Here is a 26,019-nt window from a genome sequence, read left to right as displayed (position 1 = left end):
TGGCTGCGGCTGCCATGTTCCTGGCTGCCGGCCAAGCCGCTGCTCTGGGGCTGGGCCGGCTGACGGTCCAGTCGGCTTTGGGTGAAACCTTGCGGGCCGAGATCGACGTCACGAGCCTCACGCCGGAGGAGTCAGCCAATCTCACCGCTCGCGTTGCGCCTCCGGACGCCTATCGTGCGGCCGGGGTCGAGTACAACGCGGTCTTGACCGGCACCCGCGTCACGCTGGAGCGTCGTCCGGATGGGCGCCCCTACCTGCGCGTCGTGAGCGACCGGGCTGTGCAGGAGCCTTTTGTCGATGTGATCCTTGAGTTGTCATGGACATCCGGACGACTCGTGCGCGAGTACACCTTGCTGCTGGATCCTCCGACCCGTCGTGCCGCCGCACCCGCACCGGGCACGGCGCCCATCCTGAGCGCTCCTGCGCCGTCACCTGCTCCCGCCCAAGAAAGCCGTCCCGCTGCCACGGCGCGACCGAGCGCCCCGGCACCCGCCGCGACGCCGGCTCCGGCCCCGAGGGCCGACGCCGTTCAGACCGATGAATACCAGGTCCGTCGCGGCGACACTCTCTATGGCATCGCTGCGCGTGTGCAGCGCCCGGGAGCCTCTCTGGATCAGATGCTGGTGGCCTTGTACCAGGCCAACCCGCAAGCTTTCATCGGCGAGAACATGAACCGGCTGCGTGCCGGCGCCGTGCTCAGTGTGCCGGGCGCCGAACAGGCCCAGTCTGTGAGCCCCGGGGAAGCGCGCCAGATCATCCAGGCCCAGAGCGCCGACTTCAATGCCTTCCGTCAGCGCTTGGCCTCGGCAGCCCAGCAGACGGCGGCCGACGAACCCAGCCGCCAGGCCTCCGGACGCGTGGAAGCAGCGGTGGAAGACCGCCGCCCCGCTGGCGATGCGGCGCCGGACCGACTCACCCTCAGCAAAGGCGCAGTTGCTGCGGCGCCTGGCGCCTCAGCGGAAGACCGGATCGCCCAGGAGCGTCAGCGGCAGGAGGCGGCTTCGCGCGTGGCGGAGCTGTCTCGCAATGTGGAGGAGCTCAAACGGATCGCCCCGGAAGGAACGCCTGCGGCTGCGGCCCCCGCGCCGGCCGCAGCGCCGTCCCCGGCGCCCGCGGTGACTGTGCCGGTCTCTCCCGTTCCCACCCCGGCGCCTCAGCCGCAGGCAGTGGCCCAGGCTCCCGCGGCTGACACCCCGGCGTCCGCTGCCAGCGAACCGGTTGCCGCCGCGGAGGCGGCCGCCAGTGCAGCCGAGGCTCCGGCGTCCGAACCCGCCGTGGCCGAAGCGCCCCCGGCGCCTGCGCCGGCCCCCCGTCCGGCACCGGTGCCCGTCGCCCCCGAGCCCAGCCTGATCGACGACCTGCTGGCCAACCCGCTGGTGCTGCCGCTGGCCGGCGGCCTGGTGGCGCTTCTGGTGGGTCTCGGGGTGTACCGCCTGCGTTCTCGCACCAAGAAGGACAGCGGTGAGACGTCCTTCCTCGAAAGCCGGTTGCAACCGGACTCCTTCTTCGGCGCCAGCGGTGGCCAGCGTGTGGACACCAAGGACGCCTCTGGCGCTCCGTCCTCGCTGAGCTACTCCCTGAGCCAGCTCGACGCCATCGGTGATGTCGATCCCGTGGCTGAGGCCGACGTGTACCTGGCCTATGGCCGCGACCTGCAGGCCGAGGAGATCCTGAAAGAGGCCATGCGTGCCAATCCGGATCGCCTGGCCATCCGCACCAAGCTGCTGGAGGTGTATGCCAAGCGCCGTGACAGCAAGGGCTTCGAACTCCTGGCCACACAGTTGTATGGCCTGACGGCGGGGCAAGGTGAGGACTGGGCGCGTGCCCAGGAACTGGGTCGCCAGATCGATCCCGACAATGCGCTGTACCAGCCGGGTGGCGCGCCTGCCGAGTCGGCGAAGTTGCCCCAAGGTGGCTACGAGCCGTTGGGGGCCAGCACCATGCCCCAGTCGGTGATGCCCACGCCCTCGAAGTTCTCGGATGTGCCACCTGCCCGGGGCGATGTTGACCTGGACCTGGACCTGCCCATCCCGGATGAGCCGCCGGCGCGTGCATTCGACACGGAAGCCACCAAGCCCCTCGCTGCCGCACCGGCCTTCAGCGCATCCAGCCCGGCCCCGGCTGAGCCCGATGCGGGCATGTCCTTCGAACTGCCCGACCTTCCGGCCGTCGAGGCGCCGGCCGAGGCTGTGCGTGCTGAAGGGCCGAGCTCTCGCTCGATGGATTTCGATCTGGGTGATATCTCCCTGGATCTGGGATCGACGGCGCCTGGTCAAGGGGCCGCCTCCGACGATCTCGCCAGCCTGGATCTGGGCGAAGCTGGCGAGACCGGGGACCCGATGGAGCGCAAGCTCGAACTGGCCGAGGAGTTCCGCCAGATTGGCGACCGGGAGGGCGCGCGAGAGCTCCTCCAGGAAGTGGTTTCCAAGTCCAGTGGGGCGCTCAAGGCCAAGGCTCAGAGCATGCTGGCCGAGTTGGTCTGACACGGGTAGCTCTCCCGGAAGGGGCCAGGGCCTGGTGAGGTGCCTGGCCCTTCTTGCTTGTGAGCGACCCTGAAAGCGGAAGGTCTGGTTTGAGAATCGCGCTGGGCGTCAGTTACCGTGGCACCGCCTACCAAGGCTGGCAGAGCCAGCCGGGGGGACACACGGTGCAAGACCACCTGCAGGCGGCCCTGTCGCGGTTCGCAGATCGTCCGGTGCAGGTCATGTGTGCCGGGCGCACGGATGCGGGCGTACACGGCCTCAATCAGGTGGTTCATCTGGACACCGACGTCGTGCGAGAGCCCTTCTCCTGGGTGCGAGGCACGAACACCTTCCTTCCGGCCGACATTGCGGTGCAATGGTGCCGGCCGGTGCCGGAGGGCTTTCACGCGCGCAACAGCGCCCGGTCCCGGCGCTATGCCTACGTGCTGCTCCAGTCGCCCGTGAGACCTTCCGTGGAGGCGGGGGCTGCGGGCTGGGTCTTTCGCCCGCTGGACGCTCAGGCGATGCGCGACGCGGCGGCCTGCCTGATCGGCGAGCATGATTTCAGTGCGTTCCGGTCGTCGGAATGCCAGGCCCGCACACCCGTCAAGACCCTCTACGAGATCTCCATCTCGCGCCATGGTGCCTACTGGCGCTTCGAGTTCGAGGCCAACGCCTTCCTGCATCACATGGTGCGCAACCTGATGGGCTGTCTGCTGGCCGTGGGAACCGGCACACGGGCTCCTCAGTGGGTGGGGGCGGTGCTGGCTGGCCGAGACCGCAGCATGGCAGCGCCGACGTTTGCGCCCGACGGGCTCTACTTTCTGGGCCCGCGCTACGATGCGGCGCTGAACCTCCCCGACCGGACGCCGGCTCACGACTGGCTGCCCGGCCCTGACAATCCGGAGATGCCTTCATGACCGTGCCTCCTCAACGCACCCGCATCAAGATCTGCGGCCTGACCCGCGAGGAGGATGTGGACGCTGCCGTGCAGGCGGGGGCTGACGCGATCGGTCTGGTCCTGTACCCGAAAAGCCCCCGCCATGTGAGCCTGGAGCGTGCCGTGGCGCTGGCTCGGCGGCTGCCTCCTTTCGTGACACCCGTGGGCCTGTTCGTCAATGCGACAGCCGACGAGGTGCGCCGCGCTTGTGAGGCCATTCCACATCTGGTGCTTCAGTTCCATGGGGACGAGGCGCCCGAGGCGTGCGAAGCCCATGGCCGACCCTACCTGCGTGCCGCCCGGATGGCACCGGGGTTCGATTTGCTACACTTTGTTCAGCGGTTTGCCACCGCCCAGGGCGTGTTGCTGGATGCACACGTGGAGGGTTATGGTGGCGGTGGAAAGGTTTTCGATTGGTCACTCATCCCCTCCGACGTGCCCTCTCCGGTCGTTTTGTCTGGTGGGTTGAATCCTGCAAACGTGACCGATGGGGTGCTTCAGGTCCGGCCCTGGGCCGTTGACGTGAGTTCCGGCGTCGAATCCGCCAAAGGCATCAAGGATGCCGTGGCCATGCGCCGGTTCTGCGAAGCCGTCCGCGAGGCTGACGCGCGCATCGCGGCCGCCATCGCCTGACACCTTTCACCTGAAGTCATGTTGAACTACCAGCAACCCGATGCCCGGGGGCATTTCGGCCCCTACGGCGGCTCCTTCGTCGCCGAAACCCTCACCCATGCCTTGGATGAACTCAAGGCGGCCTATGAGCATTACCGCCACGACCCGGAGTTCCAGGCCGAATTCCGCAGCGAACTGGCCCACTTCGTCGGCCGCCCGAGCCCCGTCTATCACGCCGCGCGTCTGAGCCGCGAACTCGGCGGTGCCCAGATCTACCTCAAGCGCGAGGACCTCAACCACACCGGCGCGCACAAGGTGAACAACACCATCGGCCAGGCCCTGCTGGCACGCCGCATGGGCAAGCCGCGCGTGATCGCCGAGACGGGCGCCGGCCAGCACGGCGTGGCCACGGCCACGATCTGTGCCCGCTACGGCATGGAATGCGTCGTGTACATGGGCAGCGAGGACGTCAAGCGCCAGTCGCCCAATGTCTATCGCATGCACCTGCTGGGCGCGACCGTGGTGCCGGTGGAAAGCGGCTCTCGCACCCTCAAGGATGCGCTCAACGAGGCCCTGCGCGACTGGGTCACCCATGTGGAGAACACCTTCTACATCATCGGCACGGTGGCCGGTCCGGCACCTTATCCCGCCATGGTGCGCGACTTCCAGAGCGTGATCGGAGAGGAATGCCTCGTGCAGATGCCCGAGATGACCGGCCGCCAGCCCGACGCCGTGATTGCCTGCGTAGGCGGTGGCAGCAACGCCATGGGCATCTTCTACCCCTACATCCCGCACGAGTCGGTGCGCCTGATCGGCGTCGAGGCGGCCGGGGAGGGGTTGGACACCGGCAAGCATGCGGCTTCACTGAGTGCGGGTACGCCGGGCGTGCTGCATGGCAACCGCACCTACCTGTTGCAGGACGACAATGGCCAGATCATCGAGACCCATTCCATCTCGGCCGGCCTGGACTACCCCGGTGTGGGCCCGGAGCATGCCTACCTGAAGGACATCGGCCGCGCGGAATACGTGGGCGTGACCGACAAGGACGCACTCGACGCCTTCCACCGCCTGTGCAGCACCGAGGGCATCATCCCGGCGCTCGAATCCAGCCACGCGGTGGCCTATGCCATGCAGCTGGCGCCCACGATGCGCCCGGACCAGACCCTGCTCGTGAACCTGTCGGGCCGTGGCGACAAGGACATCGGCACGGTGGCCGACCTGTCGGGCGCCGAGTTCTACTGCCGTCCGTCCTGTCGCGGGCAGAGCGTGAAGGGCGGCGACGCCCAGGCGATGAAAGGGCCGAAATGAGCCGCATCGCCGCCACCTTCGCTCGCCTGCGCGAGCAAGGCCGCAAGGCCCTCATCCCCTACGTCACCGCTGGCGATCCTTACGCCGACGTCACGCCCGAGCTGATGCTGGCCCTGGCCGAGGCCGGGGCCGACGTGATCGAACTGGGTGTGCCCTTTTCCGACCCCATGGCCGACGGCCCCGTGATCCAGAAGGCCGCCGAACGGGCGCTGGCCCGCGGCATCGGCCTGCCCCAGGTCTTCGACCAGGTGAGGGCCTTCCGTGCGCGCAACACGACCACCCCGGTGGTGCTGATGGGCTACGCGAATCCCATCGAGCGCTATGACCAGCGGCACGGGGCGGGCGCTTTCGTGCAGGCCGCACGCGAGGCCGGCGTGGATGGCGTGCTGGTGGTGGACTACCCGCCCGAGGAATGTGAAGCCTTTGCCGCCACCCTGCAATCCCAGGGACTGGACCCGATCTTCCTGCTGGCGCCGACCTCCACCGACGAGCGCATGCGGCAGGTCGGCCGGGTGGCCAGCGGCTACGTGTACTATGTGTCCCTGAAGGGTGTGACGGGCGCCGGCCACCTGGACACCTCGGCCGTGGCGCAGATGATGCCCCGCATCCGGGAGCACGTGTCCGTGCCGGTCGGTGTGGGTTTCGGCATCCGTGATGCCGAGACCGCCCGGGCCGTCGCCGCGGTGTCCGATGCGGTCGTGATCGGTTCGCGCCTCGTGCAACTGCTGGAAGATCAGCCGCGCGACCGCGTGGCACAGGCCGGCCGCGAGTTCATCGCGCAGATCCGTGCCGCCCTCGACAGCCTGGAAGGAGTTCATCGATGAGTTGGCTTGAAAAACTGCTGCCCCCGAAGATCCAGCAGACCGACCCGGCCGAGCGCCGTTCGGTGCCGGAAGGGCTGTGGATCAAGTGCCCGTCGTGCGAGTCGGTCCTGTACAAGACCGACCTTGAGCAGAACCACTACGTCTGCCCCAAATGCGCCCATCACCACCGCATCAATGCACGGGCGCGGCTGGACAAGTTCCTCGATGCCGAGGGGCGCTACGAGATCGGCCAGGAAGTCATCCCGGTCGATGCGCTCAAGTTCAAGGACAGCAAGAAGTACCCCGATCGCCTGAAGGATGCGCTTGAAACCACGGGCGAAACCGATGCGCTGGTGGTGATGGGGGGCGCCGTGCTCAGCATGCCTGTGGTGGCGGCCTGCTTCGAGTTCGACTTCATGGGCGGCTCCATGGGGTCGGTGGTGGGTGAGCGCTTCGTGCGGGGCGTCGAAACCGCCGTCGAACAGAAGACCCCCTTCATCTGCTTCACCGCCACCGGGGGCGCGCGCATGCAGGAAGGCCTGCTGAGCCTGATGCAGATGGCCAAGACGAATGCGGCGCTCACCCGCCTGGCCAAGGCCAAGCTGCCCTACATCAGCGTGCTGACCGATCCCACCATGGGCGGTGTGTCGGCCAGTTTCGCCTTCGTCGGTGACGTGGTCATCGCCGAACCGAAGGCGCTCATCGGCTTCGCCGGCCCGCGGGTGATCGAGAACACCGTGCGCGAGAAGCTTCCCGAAGGCTTCCAGCGCTCCGAGTTCCTGATGCAAAAAGGCGCGCTGGACATGATCGTCGATCGGCGCGAGCTGCGTCCCACGGTGGCCCGCCTGCTGGCCATGCTGCAGCGCCAGCCGGCCGACGCCGTGGCCTGACGCGTTCAAGCTGCGGTTTCGGGGCCGGCTTCGCGCCGGCCCTTTGCATTCACCGTCATTGACACTGCGGCCATCCGGGCAACCGTCTGGCCGCTTACCATCGCTCCATGAGTTCCCCCACGACATTGGCCGACTGGCTGGCGCACTGTGAGCGCCTGCATCCGAGCACCATCGATCTCACGCTGGACCGCGTGCAGGCGGTGGCCACCCGGCTGAAGCTCCGATTCGACTGTCCGGTGGTGACGGTGGCCGGCACCAACGGCAAGGGCTCGACCTGCGCCATGCTGGAGGCCATCGCGCTGCAGGCGGGCTACCGCACCGGCGTCTACACCTCGCCCCACCTCGTGCATTTCCAGGAGCGCTGCCGCATCCGAGGCGAGGTGGTGTCGGCCGAGGCCCTGCTGCCGCATTTCGAGGCGGTGGAAGTCGCCCGCGAAGGGCAGGGTCTGACGTATTTCGAGTTCACCACCCTTGCCATCCTGCGGCTGTTGTCGCAGGCAGCACTCGACCTCGTGGTGCTGGAAGTGGGCCTGGGCGGGCGCCTGGATGCGGTCAACGTGATCGATGCCGACTGTGCCGTCATCACCAGCATCGATCTGGACCACATGGACTACCTGGGCCCCGACCGGGAGAGCATCGGACGCGAAAAGGCCGGCATCATGCGCGCCGGGCGGCCGGTGGTGGTGAGCGACCCCATGCCGCCACGCAGCGTGCTCGAGCACGCCCAGGCGCTGGGGGCCGACCTGCATCTGTCCGGGCGGGACTTCCGCTACAGCGGCGACCGCCAGCAATGGAACTGGTCGGGCCGCCACCGCCGCTACAACGCCCTGGCCTACCCGGCACTGCGCGGGGCCAACCAGTTGCTCAATGCATCCGGCGTGCTGGCGGCCTTCGAGACCCTGCATGAGCGGCTGCCCCTCAACGCCCAGGCCGTGCGGAATGGCCTGGCCATGGTGGAACTGCCCGGGCGGTTCCAGATCATTCCGGGCCAACCCACGCTGGTGCTGGACGTGGCCCACAATCCGCACGCGGTGGCCACGCTGGCCGAGAACCTCGACCAGATGGGCTTCTTCCCGCGCACGCATGCCGTGTTCGGCGCGATGGCCGACAAGGACGTCAATGCCATCCTGCTGCGCATGCACCCGTTGATCGATGCCTGGTACTTCACCGACCTGCCCACGGGCCGAGCATTGCCGGGCACCGACCTGAAACGGCGATGGGAGGCCTTGCCGGCCCGCCCGGGCGGAGCGGCCGCCTCGGCCTCCTGTCATCCGAGCCCGCTCGATGCGCTGCACGCAGCCCTCGGCGCGGCAGACCCGACTGATAGAATCCTTGTCTTCGGCTCCTTCTTCACCGTGGGCGGCGTGCTGCAGGACGGCCTGCCCCGCCTGGCAGCCCGGCACCTGGGCTGACCAGGGCCAACTTCCGAGACGCATGGGTCTGCTCTCCATCTTCAAGCGCAACGCCGCCTCGGGCGAGGCTCCAGCGCCCAGGCCGGGCAGCGAGGACAGCATCGAGCAGGCACGTGCGCGAGCCCGTCATCGCCTCATCGGCTCGGTCGTGCTGGTCGTGGCTGCGGTGATCGGCTTCCCATTGCTGTTCGAGACCGAACCGCGTCCGTTGCCCACCGACCTCCCCATCGAGATTCCGGCGCGCGACACGGCACCGCCTCGACCGGCGGCGCAGCCGGCCCCGCCTGAAACCCAGACCGCGCGTGCCCCTGGACGCACAGTGATCGAGGAGCCGGCAGCGCCGGCGGGGCGTGATGCGCCGGAGCCGGTCACAGCCGCACCGGTGCCGGCCAGCGCTGCACCGCCGCCTGTGCCGGCGCCTGCCCCTCCCGCAGCGGTGGCGCGCCCGACTCCCTCACCATCTCCCGCACCGGCCCCGCCTGCCCGCGCTGCCGAGACCGAAGCCGCACGGGCTCGCGCCCTGCTCGAGGGCCGACCTGCCGCTGCCGCGCAGCCCGAGGCCGCCGGGCGCTTCGTCGTCCAGGTGGGGGCCTTCAGTGAAACGGCCAGCGCCCGTGACGCCCGGGCCAAGGCCGAGAAACTGGGCCTGAAGACCTACACCCAGGTGGTCGAGACATCGGCCGGCCAGCGCATCCGCGTGCGGGTCGGGCCCTTCACCTCGCGCGAGCAGGCGCAGCAGGCCGCCGACAAACTCAAGGCGGCCGGCCTGCCCGGTGCCATCCTCACGCTGTGAGCCATGAGCCTCCTCGGCTGGGTTGACATCGCCCTCATCACCTTGCTGCTGGTTTCGGTGGTGCTGGGCATCATCCGCGGCCTGGTGTTCGAGGTCCTGGCCCTGGCGGGCTGGGTGGTGGCCTTCTTTGCAGCGCAATGGATCACCCCCTTGTGGAGTGCGGCCGTGCCGATCGGCACGCCCGGCTCGGCGGTCAATCATGTCGCCACCTTTGCCATCGTCTTCATCGCCACGCTCTTCGTCTGGGGCATGCTCGCCTGGCTGATCAAGAAGCTGGTGCACGCCAGTGCGCTGAGCCTGCTGGACCGGCTGATGGGCGCGGCCTTCGGGCTGGTCCGTGGCGTGCTGATCGCGCTGGTCGTGGCCCTGCTCGTCACCTGGACGCCCCTGGCGCGCAGCGAGCCCTGGCGGGAATCGCATGGGGCGGAGCTGCTGCAGCAGATGCTCCAGGGACTCAAGCCCCTCATGCCTCGCGAGCTGGCCGACCGGCTCGCCCCCCGTTGAAGTCTCTGTTGGAAGGTAAATCATGTGCGGCATCGTGGGCGTCATCTCGAAGACGCCGGTCAACCAGCTGATCTACGACGCGCTGCTGCTGCTGCAGCACCGCGGCCAGGACGCGGCGGGCATCGTCACGGCGATGGACACCAAGTTCTTCATGCACAAGGCGCGTGGCATGGTGCGCGATGTGTTCCGCACCCGCAACATGCGTGCCCTGCCCGGCACCGTAGGTCTGGGGCAGGTGCGCTACCCGACGGCCGGCAATGCCTACAGCGAGGAAGAAGCGCAACCTTTCTATGTGAACGCACCTTTCGGTCTGGTGCTGGTGCACAACGGCAACCTCACCAACGCCCATGCGCTGCGCAAGGAGCTCTTTGCCATCGACCGGCGCCACCTCAACACCGAGAGCGACTCCGAGGTGCTGCTCAACGTGCTGGCCCACGAACTGGAGCTGGCGGCACGAGACTTGCCCCTCACGCCGGAGGAAGTCTTCAAGGCGGTGCGCGGCGTGCACAAGCGCATCAAGGGGTCTTATGCCGTGGTCTGTCTGATCGCGGGCTACGGTCTGCTGGCCTTCCGCGATCCCTACGGCATCCGCCCGCTGTGCTACGGCCAGGCCGATTTGCCCGAAGGCCCCGAAGTCATGGTGGCCAGCGAATCGGTGGCGCTGGAAGGCACCGGGCACCGCTTCGTCCGTGACGTGGCGCCTGGCGAAGCCCTCTTCATCGATCTCGACGGTCAGGTGCATGCGCAGCAGTGTGCCGAGCGACCCAGCCTGAACCCCTGCGTGTTCGAGTTCGTCTATCTCGCCCGCCCGGACTCCATCATCGACGGCATTTCGGTCTACCAGGCGCGGCTGAACATGGGCGAGACGCTCGCCCAGCGGCTGATCTCGACGATGCCGCCCAGCGAAATCGACGTGGTGATCCCCATTCCCGAATCGAGTCGCCCCTCGGCCATGCAACTGGCACAGAAGATCGGCAAGCCCTATCGCGAGGGCTTCGTGAAGAACCGCTATGTGGGCCGCACCTTCATCATGCCGGGCCAGTCTGTGCGCCGGAAATCCGTGCGCCAGAAACTGAACGCCATGCCCCAGGAGTTCAAGGGCCGCAACGTGCTGCTGGTGGATGACTCCATCGTGCGGGGCAACACCTCGCGCGAGATCGTGCAGATGGCCCGCGAGGCAGGAGCGCGCCGGGTCTACATGGCCTCGGCCGCGCCGCCGGTGCGTTATCCCAACGTGTATGGCATCGACATGCCCACCAAGAGCGAGCTGATTGCGCATGGACGCAGCATCGAGGAGATCCGCGAGTTCATCGGCGCCGACGCCCTGATCTACCAGGACGTCGCGGCGATGAAGAAGGCCGTGGGCTCGCTCAACACCGGCCTCGACGGCCTGGAGGCCTCTTGCTTTGATGGGCACTACATCACCGGTGACGTGAGCGCCGAAGACTTCGCGGCCATCGAGACCCAGCGCACCTCGCAGGGCGAGGAAGAGGAGTCCGGTCGTACTCGCCTGGCGCTGCAGAGCGCGGGCGACGCCTGAAGGGGAGGAGGGGCGATGAGCGACAAGCCTGGCATCCCCCGCGTGGACCTGCCCCCCGGTGTCCACCTGGACACCCTGGCGGTGCGCGAGGGGCTGCCTGCCACCCCCTGGGGTGAGAACTCCGAGGCGCTCTTCCTCACCAGCAGCTTCGTGCACCCGGACGCTGCCACGGCGGCCGCACGGTTTGCCAACGAGGAAGAAGCCTTCGTCTACACGCGCTTCACCAACCCCACCACGATGATGATGGAGCGGCGGCTGGCGGCCCTTGAAGGCGCCGAAGCCTGCATCGCCACCGCCAGTGGCATGTCGGCCATCCTGCTGCTCGTGATGGGCCTGCTCAAGGCGGGCGACCACGTCATCTGCTCGCAAAGCGTGTTCGGTTCGACGATCAAGCTGCTGGGTGGCGAGATGGCGAAATTCGGCGTCGAGACCACCTTCGTCTCCCAGACCGACGTGGCCCAGTGGCGTGCGGCGCTCAGGCCCAACACCCGCCTGCTCTTTGCCGAGACACCCACCAACCCGCTCACCGAGGTCTGCGACATCGCCGCGCTGGCCGGCATCGCCCACGGCGCCGGGGCCTGGCTGGCGGTGGACAACTGCTTCTGTTCGCCGGCCCTGCAGCAGCCCCTGCAGCTGGGTGCCGATTTCGTCATCCACTCCGGCACCAAGTACCTCGACGGCCAGGGGCGCGTGATCGCCGGGGCGGTGTGCGGCCCGCAGGCCGAGATCGAGGGCAAGCTCGTGCCCTTGATGCGCAGCGCCGGCATGTGCCTGTCACCCTTCAATGCCTGGGTGGTGCTCAAGGGCCTGGAAACGCTGTCCATCCGCATGAGGGCCCAGAGCGAACGCGCGCTGGCTCTGGCGCAATGGCTCCAGACGCACCCGCAGGTCGAGCGCGTCTACTATCCTGGCCTGGCCTCGCACCCGCAGCACGAACTCGCCATGCGCCAGCAGAACGGGCAGGGCGGGGCGGTGCTGTCCTTCATCGTGAAGGGCCAGGCCCAGGGTGGGCCCGAACTCGCGCGCCGGCATGCCTTCCATGTCATCGACAGTACCCGCATCTGCTCGATCACCGCGAACCTCGGTGACACCAAGACCACCATCACCCACCCGTCCAGCACCTCGCACGGACGCCTGAGCGAAGACCAGCGCCTGGCCGCCGGCATCACCCAGGGCCTGATCCGTGTGGCCGTGGGCCTGGACGATGTCCAAGACCTGCAGGCCGACCTTCAGCGTGGCCTCGACACCTTGACCACATGACCCAAGTCCGCACCCGTTTTGCCCCGTCCCCGACGGGCTTCATTCACCTGGGCAACATCCGCTCGGCGCTGTATCCCTGGGCCTTCGCGCGTGCCAACCAGGGTGTTTTCATCCTGCGCATCGAGGACACCGACCTGGAGCGGTCCTCGCAGGCGGCGGTGGACGTGATCCTCGAGGGCATGAAATGGTTGGGCCTTGACCCGGACGAGGGCCCTTACTACCAGATGCAGCGCATGGACCGCTACAAGGCGGTGATCGCGCAGATGCTGGAGCAGGGCCTGGCCTACCGCTGCTACATGTCGCCAGCCGAGCTGGACGCGCTGCGCGAACGCCAGATGGCCGCCAGGCAGAAGCCTCGCTACGACGGTACCTGGCGCCCTGAGCCGGGCAAGACCCTGCCGCCGGTGCCCGAGGGCGTGCAGCCGGTGATCCGTTTCAAGAACCCCCTCGGCGGGGCCGTGGTCTGGGACGACAAGGTCAAGGGCCGCATCTCGATCAGCAACGACGAGCTCGACGATCTCGTGATTGCCCGGCCCGACGGCACACCCACCTATAACTTCTGCGTGGTGGTGGACGACATCGACATGGCCATCACCCATGTGATCCGTGGCGACGACCATGTCAACAACACGCCGCGCCAGATCAACATCTTCCGCGCGCTCGGCAAGGAGCCGCCGGTGTATGCCCACCTGCCCACCGTGCTGAACGAGCAGGGCGAGAAGATGAGCAAGCGCAACGGCGCCAAGCCGGTCACGCAATACCGCGACGAAGGCTACCTGCCCGATGCGATGGTCAACTACCTCGCGCGCCTGGGCTGGAGCCATGGCGACGACGAGATCTTCTCGCGCGAGCAGTTCCTGCAGTGGTTCGATCTCGACCATCTGGGCAAGAGTGCAGGCCAGTTCGATGAGGCCAAGCTGCGCTGGGTGAATGCCCAGCACCTCAAGATGACCGAGGACGTGAGGCTGGCGCCGCTGGTGCGCGAGCAGCTCGCGCGCCTGGGCCTGCAAGCCGGTGACGACGCGACACTGGCGCGCATGTGCGGCCTCTTCAAGGACCGCTGCAGCACCACCGTGGAACTGGCGCAATGGCTGGCGATGTACTTCGCGCCGGTGCAGCCCGGCGCTGAAGACCAGGCCGCCCACATCACCGAAGCCGTGAAGCCTGCGCTGCGCACGCTGCGCGACAAGCTCGCCACGGTGGCGTGGGAGAAGGTGGCGATCCAGCAGGCCATCAAGGAGAGCATCGGCGCCCATGGGCTGAAGATGCCGCAGCTGGCCATTCCTGTGCGCGTGCTGGTGTGCGGTCGGGCCCAGACGCCGTCGATCGATGCGGTGCTCGAACTGTTTGATCGCCAGACCGTGATCGACCGCTTGCAAGCCTGAGAAATTTCGGTATATACTTTCAGTCTCGCTTGAACGGCGCGACGCAAACAGAAGTCAGCGATGATTTCTGGCACCTCGTAGGGGGTATAGCTCAGCTGGGAGAGCGCTTGCATGGCATGCAAGAGGTCAGCGGTTCGATCCCGCTTACCTCCACCAACAAGGTGGCGCGCGGTTCAAGTAGTACGAAGATCTTGACCCCTTCGTCTAGAGGCCTAGGACACGACCCTTTCACGGTTGTAACAGGGGTTCGAATCCCCTAGGGGTCGCCAAGTTTGGCAGCGCTTGCGGAGCAATCCGGAATGCTGCCCCGACGCGGAGTGGTAGTTCAGTCGGTTAGAATACCGGCCTGTCACGCCGGGGGTCGCGGGTTCGAGTCCCGTCCACTCCGCCAAGTCTAGAACGGGTTGATTCGCAAGGATCAACCCGTTTCTCTTTGGGGCGTGCAGTTCCCCACATTGCCGCCTCACCCCTCGCGATTCAGCTCCCTCCGCAGTTCCTGCTTCGATCGCTGGCGTTCGGATGATCGCCCCCTGCGATGTGCGCCGGCCTTGCGCTGCTGAGCGGGCGCCACCAGTGGGTTGCGGGGTTTGGGGGCGGGGATGCGCAGCTTGCGCTTGCGGGTCGAGGTCATGGCTTCGCCGTGGCCTGCACCTGTTCGATCACCGTCTTGGCCGCGCGGAAGCCCTCGATGGCGGCAGGGAAGCCGCAGTAGATGGCCGAGTGCAGCATCATCTCCTTCAGTTCCTCGACGGTGACGCCGTTGTTCAGTGCGCCGCGCACGTGGCCCTCGAGTTCCTGGCGCTTGCCCAGGGCCACGAGCATGGCCACGGTGATCATGCTGCGCGTCTTCGGGTCGAGACCGGCCCGGGGCCACACCGTGCCCCACGCCAGCGAGGTCACCAGCTGCTGCAGGTCGGCGTGAAAGTCATCCGCGTTGGCAAAGGCGCGCTCGACGAAGTCCGGGCCCATCACGCGCTGGCGCATGGCCAGGCCGTCGCGGAAGGCGTCGCGGCTGAGGTTGAGCGTGAGGTCGGCAGTGGCGGGGTCGGGGATGTGGCTCATGGTGCAGGCAAAGGCAGGTCAGAGCGCCGATTCTCGCTCAGGCGCCTGGGGCAGAACCTTGGGCTTGCCGCGCGGGATCAGGCCCGTGACAAGGGCTGTGCCCACCAGGATGACGGCGCTGTCCGCCAGCATGGCCGGCGTGACGGCTTCGTCCAGGAAGCCCCAGCCCCACAGCACCGCAAAGGCCGGGATCAGGAAGGTCACGGTGATGGTGTTGGTGGGCCCCACGCGGCTCATCAGCCGGAAGTAGAGGATGTAGGCCAGCCCGGTGCACACCAGGGCCAGTGCCAGGGCCGAGGCCCAGGCGCTGGCCGAGGGCATGGCCTCGGGCCACCACCACCAGGCCGGCAGCAGCAGCGCCAGCGTGGCGCCGATCTGCGTGCCGGTGGCCACGGCCAGTGGGGGCACGTCCGACAGATGGCGTTTGGTGTAGCTGGCCGAGAAGCCGTAGCACAGGGCGGCCGCAAGGGAGGCCAGCACCGCCCAGCCGGTGTCGCCGCCGGGTGCATCCGGGCGGAAGCTCGCCTTGTCCCAGGCCAGACCCACCACGCCGGCAAATCCGATCGCCAGGCCGAGCACCCGGGGCCAGGTCAGCCGGTTCTTCAGCCACAGCCAGGCGATCAGCGCGCCAAAGAGCGGCGTCGTGGCGTTGAAGATGGAGGACAGGCCGGCGGTGATGCTCAGCGCCGCATAGCTGAAGCCCAGGAAGGGCAGTGCGCTGGTGAACAGGCCCGCGACGAAGAGCGGCACCGCACGGCGCGGCAGCCAGGCGGCCTGGCCGCGCCAGGCCAGCAGCGGCAGCAGGAAGAGGGCGGCCCCGGCCACCCGCACGGCCACCAGGGCGATCGGGCCGAAGGGGCCGGCCGCCAGGCGCATGAAGAGGAAGGAGGCGCCCCAGATGGCGGCCAGGAGCACGAGTTCGGTGAGATCGCGGGGCTTCATGCGGCCAGCACCCCTTCGAGGCGAAGCAGCGCGACCTTGCGTTCCAGGCCGCCGGCATAGCCGGTGAGGCTGCCGTTGCTGCCCAGGATGCGGTGGCAGGGCACGAGGATGGACACCGGATTGCGCCCCACGGCCGCGCCCACGGCGCGCACGGCCTGTGGGCGGCCGATGCGCTCGGCCAGGTCGCGGTAGCTCAGCGTGTGTCCCTGGGGCACTTTCAGCAAGGCCTGCCACACCTCGCGCTGGAAGGGCGTGCCATGCAGGTCCAGGGAGAGATCCCAGGCCAGGGTGCCATCCCGCCAGTAGTCGGCGAGCGCGGCCTCGACGGCCTGTAGCAAGGCGTCGTCGTCGCTCAGGGGGGCGTCGATGGTGTCCGGTGTGTCCTTCTGACCTTCGGCGAACCACAGGCCAGCCAGGCCAGCGGCGGTGCGTGCGGCCCAGATCGTGCCCAGTGGGGAAGCCCAGCGGCGCTGCGCGGTGTAGGGAATGTTCATCATGACAGCGGTGAATGGGGGGGTGTCGGGCTGAGCGAGGCCCACAGGCGAACCACGGCGTAGGCCCGCCAGGGGCGCCAGGCCTCGGCCAGTTGCTCGGCCTCGCGCACCGAGCACGGTCGTCCGAGCCGCTGCGTCAGGGCCTTGAGCACGGCCACATCGCCGGGCGGGAAGGCGTCGGGCCACCCCAGCGCACGCATGGCGATGTAGTGGGCCGTCCAGGGGCCGATGCCGGGCAGGGCCTGCAGCGCCTGCACGGCCGCGGGCAGCGGGTCGCTCGGGCTTCCCGGGGCGGGGGCCTGGAGCAGGGGGCTCAGTGCGGGCCACGCACGGGCCAGGGCGCCGATGGCGCCCACCCGCTGTCGCACCAGGCCCAGGCGACCCAGGGCGTCCGGCGGCGCCTCGGCCAGGTGCTCGGGCCGGGGGAAGCAGCGTCGCACCTCGGGCCAGGGGCTGTCGACGGGCTCCCCGTAGGCGTCGACCAGACGGGTGGCCAGCGTGCGGGCTGCAGCAACGGTGACCTGCTGCCCCAGCACGGCGCGCACGGCCAGCTCGAAGGGGTCGAGCGCGCCCGGCAGGCGCATGCCGGGATGGGGCAGATCCTTCAGACGCGCATCGACCTGCTCGGGCTGGGCGTCCAGGTCCAGCCAGCGGCGCACGGCCGGCAGCAGGGTGCCGCTGGCGGCCACCAGGGAGGGTGAGAGCTGAAGCTCGACCCGGGCGTGAGGCGCATCGAAGCGCACGGCCAGCCAGCCGCTCAGCCAGCGGCCGTCCTGGGTGGGATGGGGCCATTGCAGGCTGCGGCGCCATCCCTCGGGCGCCGGCGCCTCGACACCGGGAATGGCCCGCTGCGCGAGGAAGGCCCACAGCGCGGGCGGATCGTGCGGCGGCCGGTAGGCCAGGCGCAACGCCGGGCCCTGCGGCTCGGGCACTATCGGACGCTGGCGCCGCAGCTCGGTGGGTTGGAGGCGGTAGTGCTCTGCGAACGCGGCGTGGAAGCGCCGCAGACTGCCGAAGCCGCTGGCCAGGGCCACGTCGGTCACGCAAAGGTCGGTGTCGGTCAGCAGCTGCTTGGCCAGCAGCAATCGGCGGGTCTGCAGGTATTGCAGCGGGGTGACGCCATGCTCGGCCTGGAAGATGCGGCGCAGGTGTCGGTCGCTGATGCCCAGCCGTTGGGCCAGCTGGGCCACGTGGGGCCCATCGGGCAGGCTGGCCTGCGTGTCGAGCCAGGCCGAGGCCTGGCGGGCCAATGTGCGCGAGGCATCCATCACGGACCAGGCCAGGCGCTGGCCCGGCGCCACTTCCGGGCGGCATTTCAGGCAGGGACGGAAGCGCGCCGCTTCGGCCTGGGCCGCGCTTGCGAAAAAACGGCAGTTGCGTTGCAGCGGCGTGCGTACACGGCACACCGGCCGGCAGTAGACGCCGGTGGAGGTGACGCCCACGAAGAGCTGCCCGTCGAAGCGGGCATCACGCGATTGCAGGGCGGCGTAGGCGGCGTTGTCATCCAGCATGCAGCCATTATGGGCGTCGCCCGGCGCAGGACTCGCCGTTTTCGGACATGTGGTCGAGCCCGATGGCGACCCTCCCTACAATGAGCGGTTGGACCAGACCGGACAGAAGGGACCACCGTGCAGCCAGCCGCATCGATCTTCAAGGCCTACGACATCCGTGGCATCGTCGGGACCACCCTGGACGAGGCCGTGGCCGAGCACCTGGGCCGCGCCTTCGGGACCGAAGCTCGAGCGATCGGCGAAAAGGCGGTGGCGGTGGGCCGTGACGGCCGCTTGTCGGGCCCGTCGCTGTCGGCGGCGCTGATCCGGGGCCTGCGCTCCACCGGCGTCGATGTCATCGACCTGGGCGCCGTGACCACGCCGATGAGCTACTACGTGGCCGCCACGCGGGGCGAGCAGGGCTGCCATTCGAGCATCCAGGTGACGGGCAGCCACAACCCCAAGGACTACAACGGCTTCAAGATGGTGCTGGCCGGGCGTGCCATCTATGGCGACGAGATCCAGGGTCTGCGCCGCCGCATGGAGGCCGAGGACTACGTGCAAGGCGAGGGCGCGCTGCAAGTGCTGGACGTGCTGCCCGAGTACACCCGGCGCATCGTGGGCGACGTGACGCTGGCCCGTCCGATGAAGATTGTCGTCGATTCCGGCAACGGCATCCCGGGCGCCTCGGCGCCGGGCATCCTGCGCGCCCTGGGCTGCGAGGTGATCGAGCTTTATTCCGAGGTGGACGGCGACTTCCCCAACCACCACCCCGACCCGTCCAAGCCCGAGAATCTGGCCGACCTGATCGCCGCCGTGCGTGAGCATGGCGCCGAACTGGGCCTGGCGTTCGACGGCGACGGCGACCGTCTGGGCGTGGTCACGCGCGAGGGCCACAACATTTACCCCGACCGCCAGATGATGCTCTTCGCGCGCGACATCCTGCAGCGCAACCCCGGCGCGACCATCATCTACGATGTCAAATGCAGCCAGCGCCTGGCCCAGGTGATCCGCGAGGCCGGTGGTGTGCCAATGATGTGGAAAACCGGTCATTCGCTGGTCAAGGCCAAGCTGCGCGAGACCGGCGCACCGTTTGCCGGCGAGATGAGCGGGCATGTCTTCTTCAAGGAACGCTGGTACGGCTTCGACGACGCCACGTACACGGCTGCGCGCTTGCTGGAGATCCTCAGCCGCCATGAGGACCCGAGCGCCGTGCTCGATGCACTGCCTACCAGCTACAGCACGCCCGAGCTCAACATCGCCTGCGCCGAGGGCGAGCATCATCGCCTGGTGGAACAGCTGCGCGAGACGGCTCGCTTCGACGGAGCGCGCGAGGTGGTGGACATCGATGGCCTGCGGGCCGAATTCGACGATGGCTTCGGGCTCGTGCGGGCGTCCAACACCACGCCGGTGCTGGTGCTGCGCTTCGAGGGTCAGACGCCGCAAGCGCTGGAGCGCATCCGCGAGCAGTTCCTGGCGGCCGTGCGCGCGGTCAAGCCCGACGCCCAAATCGGCGGGGCGGCCCATTGACCACCCCCGGGCTGCGCCTGGCGGAACGCTGGGCGCTGCGAACCTATGCCGCGCTGTTGTGGCTGCTGCAGCCGGCCTATGGTCTGAAGCTGTGGTGGCGGGGACGCCGCGAGCCGCTGTACCGCTGGCGGATGGGCGAACGCTTCGGCTGCTATCGCGACCCGGCCCCGGCGCCCGGTGCGCTGTGGCTGCACGCGGTGTCCCTGGGCGAAACGCGTGCGGCCGCGGGTCTGATCGAGGCCTTGCGTGCGAGGCAACCGGACGTGCGTTTGCTGCTCACGCACGGCACGGCCACGGGCCTGGAGGCCGGCCGAACCCTGCTGCGCGAAGGTGATGCCCAAGCCTGGCTGCCCTACGACACGCCAGGGGCGGTGCGGCGTTTCCTGGCTCATCACCGCCCGACGCTGGGCCTGTTGATGGAGACCGAGGTGTGGCCGGTGCTTCAGCAGGCGGCTGTCCGGCACGGCGTGCCGATGGTATTGGTGAATGCACGCCTGAGCGAACGCAGCCTGCGCCAGGGGCAGCGGTTGCGAGCCCTGATGCAGCCGGCGGCGCGCAGCCTGGCCCTGGCCCTGGCGCAGACCGAAGGCGATGCTGCCCGCCTGCGTGCGATGGGGGTGATGCGGGTGGAGGTCTGCGGGAATCTCAAGTTCGACATGACCCCGCCCGAGGCGCTGATGACCCAGGGTCAGGCTTGGCGCCAGCAATGGCAGGGCGGGTTGCCGCGGCCGGTCGTGCTGGCGGCAAGCACCCGCGAAGGCGAGGAAGGACCGCTGCTGGCCGCCTGGCGCAGCCTGCCGGTGCCGCGTCCGCTGCTGCTGGTGGTGCCCCGCCACCCTCAGCGCTTCGACGAGGTGGCTGCGCTGATGTGCGCTGACGGCTGGCACCTGCTGCGGCGCTCGAACTGGGGTCACACCCCCCCGCCGATGGCCGGGGACGTGGACGTGATCCTGGGCGACAGCCTGGGCGAGATGCCCGCCTACTACGCGGCGGCCGATGTGGCCTTGCTGGGGGGCAGCTTTGCGCCGCTGGGGGGGCAGAACCTGATCGAAGCGGCAGCCTGTGGCTGCCCGGTGATCATGGGCCCGCACACCTTCAATTTCGCCGAAGCGGCGGAGCTTGCTCTGCAGGCGGAAGCGGCCGAGAGGGTGACGTCCATGCAGGACGGTGTCGCCCGGGCCGTGCAGTTGGCGACTTCACGGCAAGTGCAGTCGGAGATGTCACAACGCTCGCGCGCTTTCGCTACAGCTCATCGAGGTGCCGCGGCGCGCATGGCACAGCAGATCCTCGCGCTCAGCGGGACAGCAATCCGTTGATCGCAGCGAGGTCTTCGGGCGACAGCACACCGGCGGCCTGACGCAGGCGAAGGCTGCCCACGAGCACGTCGTAGCGTGCGCGAGCCAGGTCGCGCTGTGTGGAAAAGAGCTGGGTCTGGGCGTTGAGCACATCCAGGTTCACCCGCACACCCACCCGGTAGCCCGTCTGGGTGGCTTCCAGGGCCAGCTTCGAGGAAGCCTCGGCCGCTTCCAGTGCCCGCACCTGGGCCTGCAGGGACTGTACACCCAGGTAGGCCTGGCGGGTGCCCAGCGTCACCCCACGTCGAGCAGTCTCCAGGTCGTTGCGCGACTTCTCCTGCAACGACAGGGTTTCCTTCACGCGGTTCTGGACTGCAAAGCCGGCAAACAAAGGCAGGTTGAGTTGCACCCCGACGCTGGCATTGGTGCTGGAACCCGCCGTGCGCTGGGCCTCGTAGAGTGACCCATTGTTGCGGTTGCGCGCCAGCGTGCCCACCAGGTCCACCGTGGGCAGGTGCCCGGCGCGGGCCTTGTCGGTTTCGAGCTGGGCGATCTCGTAGGCGAGCTGGGCGCGACGCACCGTCGGGGCCTCCACGGCCTTGGCCACCCAGACGTCCGGGTCGGACGGGGTCACTGGAGGCAGGGCCACGGGCTGGGCCAGCGGCTGAGGCGTGATGCCGCTGCGACCGACGAGCTGGTCCAGTGCGAGCTGGCGGGTGCGCAACTCATTCTCGGCGGCCAGCTCCTGGGCGCCTGCCAGGTCGAAACGGGCTTGCGCCTCGCGCGTATCGGTGATGGTGGCTGTGCCCACCTCGAAGTTGCGCCGGGCCGAGGCGAGCTGTTCCGAGATGGCGGTCTTGTTGGCGCGTGCCGTGGCCAGTGCGTCCTGCGCAGCCAGCACATCGAAGTAGGCCTGGGCCACCCGCACGATCAGGTCCTGTTCGGCACTTTCCAGCTCGGCGCGTGAAATCTGGAGCGCCCGGTCCGCCTGGTCGATGCTCACACCATTGCCGCGATTGAAAAGCGGCTGCTTGGCCTGCAGCGCCAGCTGGTGGGAGGTGCCGGACAGATCAGTGCCCTGGGGTGGATCGGACTCCGTGCGGGTGCTGGAAGCGCCGAGACCCACGGTAGGCAAGCGCAGGGCGCCCGACTGAGCGGCGCGGAATTCGGCCGACTCCGCCTGGGCCCTGGCCGCCAGATAGGTGGCGTCGTAGCCTCGCGCCGCCTCATAGACCTCCATCAGGCTCTGGGCCGGCACGGCCGCTGCCCAGAGCAGGCCCACCCCCAGCAGGAGCGGCCGCAGCGGCACAGACAGGCTGCGCATCACGGCGTTCTTCGGGGAGGAAAGGTCTGAGCGCGGACGCGAGGGCATGGAGGATCCTTGTGTCAGAAAGTGAAGCGCGAGGGCTCATCGAAGCCCAGCAGGCGCGCAGCGACGGTGTCGAAGATCTCGACGGTGCGGAATTCATGTTCGCCCGTGCGCGTGACGATGACCGCGCGCATCACCGGTTCCTGGCCGACGATGGCCGCAAGTCGGCCGCCCACCTTGAGCTGGGACAGCAGGCTTTGCGGCACCTGGGCCACCGAGCCCGAGGCCAGGATGGCGTCGAAGGGGCCCTCGGCCAGCACGGTCTTCGAGCCATCGGCCTGACGGACCTCGGCGTTGTGCACGCCGGCGCGACGCAGGTTCTCGGCGGCCATGCGGGCCAGCTCGGGATGAATCTCCAGGCTCACCACGCGCTGCGCCTTGTGGGCCAGCAGCGCGGCCATGTAGCCCGAGCCAGCGCCGATCTCCAGGACCTTCTCATGCTTGCCCAGGGCAAGTTCCTGCAGGAGCCGGGCCTCGACCTTGGGCTGCAGCATGCACATGCCCTTGGCACCGCCCTCGAGCAGGGGCACTTCCATGTCGACAAAGGCCATGGCGCGGTAGGCGGCGGGCACGAAGTCCTCGCGGCGCACCACCGAGAGCAACGACAGCACCGACGGATCCAGCACCTCCCAGGGGCGGATCTGTTGCTCGATCATGTTGAAGCGGGCTTGTTCGATGTTCATGACTGGGTCCTGAAGGCCGTTCTAGGGGAAGACACGGATTTTATTTCGCCTCGCTCGTGAGGTCCGTCGGCACGGGCGGAGTTCCCGCACCGAACTTGCGCCGCAGCCAGTTCGACAGATCGTCGAGGTAGCAATACACCACCGGCACCACCACCAGGGTCAGCAGGGACGACGTGATCACGCCCCCGATGACAGCCTGTCCCATCGGGGCGCGCTGCTCGGCGCCTTCCGACAGCGCAAAGGCCAGCGGCACCATGCCGAACACCATCGCCAGCGTGGTCATCAGGATGGGGCGCAGGCGCACGCGGGCCGCCATCATCAGGGCTTCCTCACGCCCCAGGCGCTGGCCTTCCAGCCCTTCGGCGCTGTGGCCTTCACGGGCGCGATTCGCAAAGTCCACCAGCAGGATCGCGTTCTTGGTGACCAGGCCCATCAGCATGATCACGCCGATGATCGAGAACATGTTCAGCGTCGATCCGAAAACCAGCAGGATCAGCACCACGCCGATGAGGGTGAGCGGCAGCGAGGACATCAACGCAATCGGTTGCACGAAGCTCTTGAACTGCGAGGCCAGGATCATGTAGATGAAGATGACGGCCAGGCCCAGGGCCGACAGCGCATAGGCGAAGGACTCCTGCATGTCGCGTGTGGAGCCGCCAAAGCTCACGCGATAGCCGGCCGGCAGAGCCAGACGGTCGATCACCGTGCGGATGTCGGCTGACACCTCGCCCAGCGAGCGTCCGGTCACGTTGGCTGTGATCTCCACTTCGCGGTTGAGGTCGCGGCGATTGATCTGGCTGGGGCCCACCGAGGGTACGAGGTCGGCCACTTGCGACAGGCGCACGATGCGCGCGCTGCCATCGGCCTGCTGGCCCACGGCCAGGCCGAGCCCGGCCAGATCGTCTGCCTGCATGCGAGCCTGCGGCGCCAGCCGCACCTTCACGTCATAGCTCTGGTCGTCCTCGGCGCGCCAGTTGCCCACGGTCTGGCCGGCCACCAGGGCGCGAAGGCTGCTGGTGATGGCGCCGACGCTCAACCCCAGGTCGGAGGCAGCGTCACGCCGCACCTGCACGTCCACCGTGGGCTTGTTCGGCTTCATGCTGGTGTCCAGATCCACCAGCCCGGGAATCGTGCGCAACTGATCGAGCAGGGCCTGGGTCTGGCGCTGGAGTTCGCGCAGGTCGTTGCCTTGCAGCGACAGCGAAATGGGCTTCTGACCCCCCACCGCATCGAGCAGGCCCACTTGCGTGACGGTGATGCCGGGCACGGTGGCCAGTCGCTCGCGCAGCGGAGCTGACATCTGATCCACATTGCGTTCGCGCTGGTCGCGATCCACCAAGCGGACATAGAGGCTGGCCTGGTTCTTGTCAGGCGCCGAGCCGGTGTTGATCGTGGCCACGGTGTAGCGCACCTCGGGAAACTCGCGCAGGATGGCGTCCACCTGGCGCACCTTGGCCTCGGTGGCTTCCAGCGAGGAGCCGGTGGCCGTGTAGAAGCTCACGTTGGTGTCGCCGAAATCGGCCTTGGGCACGAACTCGGTGCCCAGCAGCGGCACGAGGGCGAAGCTGGCGACGAGGCTGGCCACCGCAATGCCCATCGTGGCCGCCTTGTGCCGCAGCGACCAGGCCAGAATATCCTGGTAGGCCTCACCCAGCCAGTGCGAGAAGCGGTCCATCGCGCCGGTCACACGTCCCAGTGTGCGGTCGTACAGGCTCTTGCGCGTGCTGGCATGCGGCATCACCGCCGGGTCATGCCACACGCTGGAGAGCATGGGGTCGAGCGTGAAGCTCACGAACATCGAGATCATCACCGCCGCGACCATGGTGATGCCGAACTCGTGGAAGAACTTGCCGATGATGCCGCCCATGAAGCCAATGGGCAGGAACACGGCCACGATGGACAGGGTGGTGGCCAGCACGGCCAGGCCGATCTCGTTGGTGCCGTCCAGGGCGGCTTCGCGCGGGCCCTTGCCCATCTGCATGTGGCGCACGATGTTCTCTCGCACGACGATGGCGTCGTCGATCAGCAGGCCCACGCACAGGCTGAGGGCCATCAGCGTGACCATGTTGATGGAGAAACCGAACGCATGCATCACGCCGAAAGTACCGATCAGCGCAATGGGTAGCGTCAGGCCGGTGATCACGGTGGAGCGCCAGGAGTTCAGGAAGAGGAAGACGATGGCGACCGTGAGCACGGCGCCTTCGATCAGCGTCTGCCGGACATTCTTCACCGCCACGCGGATGGGCCGTGAGTTGTCGCTGACCACGTCCAGGGCCATGCCCTCCGGCAGCTCGGGGCGGATCTCGGTCAGGACTCGGTTCAGGCCATCCACCACCTCGATGGTGTTCTGCCCCTGCGCTTTCAGCACCGTGAGAGCGAGCGTGCGCTGCCCGTTGTAGAGGGCCAGCGACTCGATTTCCTGTGGACCATCCACCACGCGCGCCACCTGGCCCAGCCGAACCGGCACGGCGCTGCCGGCTCCGCGCCGGGCGACGATGATCTGGGCGAAGTCCTCGGGTCGTTGCATCCGGGCGTTGACCTGCACCACCCGCTCGGACTGCCCCGTGCGCAGGGCCCCAGCCGGCAGATCCCGGTTTTCCGTGCGCACGGCCTGCACCACCTGGTCCACCGTCACGCCCAGGGCCTCCATGGCCTGGGGGTCGAGGTAGATGTTGATCTCGCGCTTGACCTCGCCCACCAGCGAGACCGAGCCCACACCGGGCACGTTCTCGAGGCGCTTCTTCAGGATCTGATCGGCGTAGGTGCTCAGGTCCACGGCGCTGCGCGAGCCGTCCGGCGAGGTCAGCGCCAGGATGTAGATCGGCCGGCCCGCCGGGTCAAAGCGCAGCACGCGGGGTTCCTCCACCTCATCGCGCAGGGCCGGCCGCAGGATGGACATCTTCTCCCGCACATCGTCCGCGGCGCGGCGATCATCCACGTTGAGGTTGAACTCGATGATCACCACCGAGCGGCTCTCGTAGCTGCGCGAATACAGTTTCTTGATGCCGGCGATGGAGTTGACGGCTTCCTCGACCTTGCGCGTCACCTCGGTCTCGACGATCTCGGGCGACGCGCCGGGGTAGTCGACCTGGACCACCACGATGGGGAATTCGATGTCGGGGAACTGATCGACCTTGAGCCGCTGGTACGAGAACAGGCCCAACACGACGAAGGCCAGCATGACCATCGTGGCCATGACCGGGTTCTGGATGGAGACGCGGGTGAACCACATGGTATGCGTTGGT

The 26,019-nt window shown here is 68.2% G+C and carries 21 protein-coding genes and 3 tRNA genes; 17 read left to right on the top strand and 7 right to left on the bottom strand.

Features of this window, described 5'->3' with window-relative positions:
• Positions 1–14 precede the first annotated feature (14 nt).
• From C1704_RS02520 to C1704_RS02450, 15 genes are all read left to right on the top strand, one after another.
• On the top strand, positions 15–2,483 hold the full coding sequence (locus C1704_RS02520; protein ID WP_104300676.1) for a motility hub landmark protein FimV: 2,469 nt from the start codon (positions 15–17) through the stop codon (positions 2,481–2,483).
• An 89-nt stretch (positions 2,484–2,572) separates the two neighbouring features.
• The gene (truA, locus tag C1704_RS02515) at positions 2,573–3,382 is read left to right on the top strand and encodes a tRNA pseudouridine(38-40) synthase TruA (RefSeq protein WP_104300674.1); all 810 of its coding nucleotides are present in this window, start codon (positions 2,573–2,575) and stop codon (positions 3,380–3,382) included.
• Entirely contained in the window at positions 3,379–4,035 is a 657-nt protein-coding gene (locus C1704_RS02510) for a phosphoribosylanthranilate isomerase (RefSeq protein WP_104300673.1), read from the top strand. The genes truA and C1704_RS02510 overlap by 4 nt, the downstream gene beginning before the upstream one ends.
• 18 nt (positions 4,036–4,053) lie before the next feature.
• Complete coding sequence (gene trpB, locus C1704_RS02505) at positions 4,054–5,322, top strand: tryptophan synthase subunit beta (protein ID WP_104300672.1); 1,269 nt, start codon at positions 4,054–4,056, stop codon at positions 5,320–5,322.
• Positions 5,319–6,146, top strand: coding sequence for a tryptophan synthase subunit alpha (gene trpA, locus C1704_RS02500; RefSeq protein WP_104300671.1), 828 nt, complete (start codon positions 5,319–5,321; stop codon positions 6,144–6,146). The genes trpB and trpA overlap by 4 nt, the downstream gene beginning before the upstream one ends.
• Positions 6,143–7,015: an acetyl-CoA carboxylase, carboxyltransferase subunit beta gene (accD, locus tag C1704_RS02495; RefSeq protein ID WP_104300669.1), complete on the top strand. Its 873-nt coding sequence runs from the start codon at positions 6,143–6,145 to the stop codon at positions 7,013–7,015. The genes trpA and accD overlap by 4 nt, the downstream gene beginning before the upstream one ends.
• Before the next feature lie 107 nt (positions 7,016–7,122).
• Positions 7,123–8,427 carry a bifunctional tetrahydrofolate synthase/dihydrofolate synthase gene (gene folC, locus C1704_RS02490; RefSeq protein WP_104300667.1) on the top strand — a complete coding sequence of 435 codons (1,305 nt, stop codon included), beginning with the start codon at positions 7,123–7,125 and terminating at the stop codon, positions 8,425–8,427.
• A gap of 22 nt (positions 8,428–8,449) precedes the next feature.
• The gene (locus C1704_RS02485) at positions 8,450–9,220 is read left to right on the top strand and encodes an SPOR domain-containing protein (RefSeq protein ID WP_104300665.1); all 771 of its coding nucleotides are present in this window, start codon (positions 8,450–8,452) and stop codon (positions 9,218–9,220) included.
• A gap of 3 nt (positions 9,221–9,223) precedes the next feature.
• Positions 9,224–9,724: a CvpA family protein gene (locus C1704_RS02480; protein WP_104300663.1), complete on the top strand. Its 501-nt coding sequence runs from the start codon at positions 9,224–9,226 to the stop codon at positions 9,722–9,724.
• Positions 9,725–9,746: 22 nt separating this feature from the next.
• Positions 9,747–11,264: an amidophosphoribosyltransferase gene (gene purF, locus C1704_RS02475; RefSeq protein ID WP_104300662.1), complete on the top strand. Its 1,518-nt coding sequence runs from the start codon at positions 9,747–9,749 to the stop codon at positions 11,262–11,264.
• Between the two features lie 15 nt (positions 11,265–11,279).
• Positions 11,280–12,524, top strand: a complete 1,245-nt coding sequence (locus C1704_RS02470) for an O-succinylhomoserine sulfhydrylase (protein WP_104300660.1) — start codon at positions 11,280–11,282, stop codon at positions 12,522–12,524.
• Complete coding sequence (gltX, locus tag C1704_RS02465) at positions 12,521–13,909, top strand: glutamate--tRNA ligase (RefSeq protein WP_104300658.1); 1,389 nt, start codon at positions 12,521–12,523, stop codon at positions 13,907–13,909. The genes C1704_RS02470 and gltX overlap by 4 nt, the downstream gene beginning before the upstream one ends.
• Positions 13,910–13,989: 80 nt before the next feature.
• Positions 13,990–14,065 (top strand) — tRNA-Ala (locus C1704_RS02460).
• Positions 14,066–14,102: 37 nt separating this feature from the next.
• Positions 14,103–14,178, top strand: a tRNA-Glu gene (locus tag C1704_RS02455).
• Between the two features lie 45 nt (positions 14,179–14,223).
• A tRNA-Asp gene (locus tag C1704_RS02450) sits at positions 14,224–14,300 on the top strand.
• 236 nt (positions 14,301–14,536) lie between these two features.
• On the opposite strand, the gene C1704_RS02445 is transcribed toward C1704_RS02450, so the two are convergent.
• Genes C1704_RS02445 through C1704_RS02430 form a run of 4 tightly spaced genes read right to left on the bottom strand, consistent with a single transcriptional unit; the run spans position 14,537 to position 17,918 of the window.
• Complete coding sequence (locus tag C1704_RS02445) at positions 14,537–14,971, bottom strand: carboxymuconolactone decarboxylase family protein (protein ID WP_104300656.1); 435 nt, start codon at positions 14,969–14,971, stop codon at positions 14,537–14,539.
• An 18-nt stretch (positions 14,972–14,989) separates the two neighbouring features.
• Positions 14,990–15,913: a DMT family transporter gene (locus C1704_RS02440; protein WP_104300654.1), complete on the bottom strand. Its 924-nt coding sequence runs from the start codon at positions 15,911–15,913 to the stop codon at positions 14,990–14,992.
• Positions 15,910–16,410, bottom strand: a complete 501-nt coding sequence (locus C1704_RS02435) for a methylated-DNA--[protein]-cysteine S-methyltransferase (protein ID WP_104300652.1) — start codon at positions 16,408–16,410, stop codon at positions 15,910–15,912. The genes C1704_RS02440 and C1704_RS02435 overlap by 4 nt, the downstream gene beginning before the upstream one ends.
• Positions 16,407–17,918, bottom strand: coding sequence for an Ada metal-binding domain-containing protein (locus C1704_RS02430; RefSeq protein WP_104300650.1), 1,512 nt, complete (start codon positions 17,916–17,918; stop codon positions 16,407–16,409). The genes C1704_RS02435 and C1704_RS02430 overlap by 4 nt, the downstream gene beginning before the upstream one ends.
• A 117-nt stretch (positions 17,919–18,035) precedes the next feature.
• Here C1704_RS02430 and C1704_RS02425 point away from each other — a divergent pair, with 117 nt between their 5' ends.
• Together C1704_RS02425 and C1704_RS02420 are read left to right on the top strand one after the other, a co-directional pair.
• Positions 18,036–19,427 carry a phosphomannomutase/phosphoglucomutase gene (locus C1704_RS02425; RefSeq protein WP_104300648.1) on the top strand — a complete coding sequence of 464 codons (1,392 nt, stop codon included), beginning with the start codon at positions 18,036–18,038 and terminating at the stop codon, positions 19,425–19,427.
• Entirely contained in the window at positions 19,424–20,743 is a 1,320-nt protein-coding gene (locus C1704_RS02420; RefSeq protein ID WP_245876354.1) for a 3-deoxy-D-manno-octulosonic acid transferase, read from the top strand. The genes C1704_RS02425 and C1704_RS02420 overlap by 4 nt, the downstream gene beginning before the upstream one ends.
• Here the strand turns inward: C1704_RS02420 and C1704_RS02415 are convergent.
• The 3 genes from C1704_RS02415 to C1704_RS02405 all read right to left on the bottom strand — a co-directional run bounded on the left by C1704_RS02415 (position 20,721) and on the right by C1704_RS02405 (position 26,006).
• Positions 20,721–22,046: a TolC family outer membrane protein gene (locus C1704_RS02415; RefSeq protein ID WP_245876353.1), complete on the bottom strand. Its 1,326-nt coding sequence runs from the start codon at positions 22,044–22,046 to the stop codon at positions 20,721–20,723. The genes C1704_RS02420 and C1704_RS02415 overlap by 23 nt on opposite strands.
• A gap of 62 nt (positions 22,047–22,108) precedes the next feature.
• Complete coding sequence (locus C1704_RS02410) at positions 22,109–22,774, bottom strand: protein-L-isoaspartate O-methyltransferase family protein (RefSeq protein WP_104300645.1); 666 nt, start codon at positions 22,772–22,774, stop codon at positions 22,109–22,111.
• A gap of 40 nt (positions 22,775–22,814) precedes the next feature.
• Positions 22,815–26,006, bottom strand: coding sequence for an efflux RND transporter permease subunit (locus C1704_RS02405; protein WP_104300643.1), 3,192 nt, complete (start codon positions 26,004–26,006; stop codon positions 22,815–22,817).
• Between the last annotated feature and the right edge of the window lie 13 nt (positions 26,007–26,019).

Origin of the sequence: Caldimonas caldifontis (assembly GCF_002930615.1) — a bacterium.
Classification (GTDB): Bacteria; Pseudomonadota; Gammaproteobacteria; order Burkholderiales; family Burkholderiaceae_C; genus Caldimonas; species Caldimonas caldifontis.
This window is presented reverse-complemented; position numbering and strand designations above follow the sequence as displayed.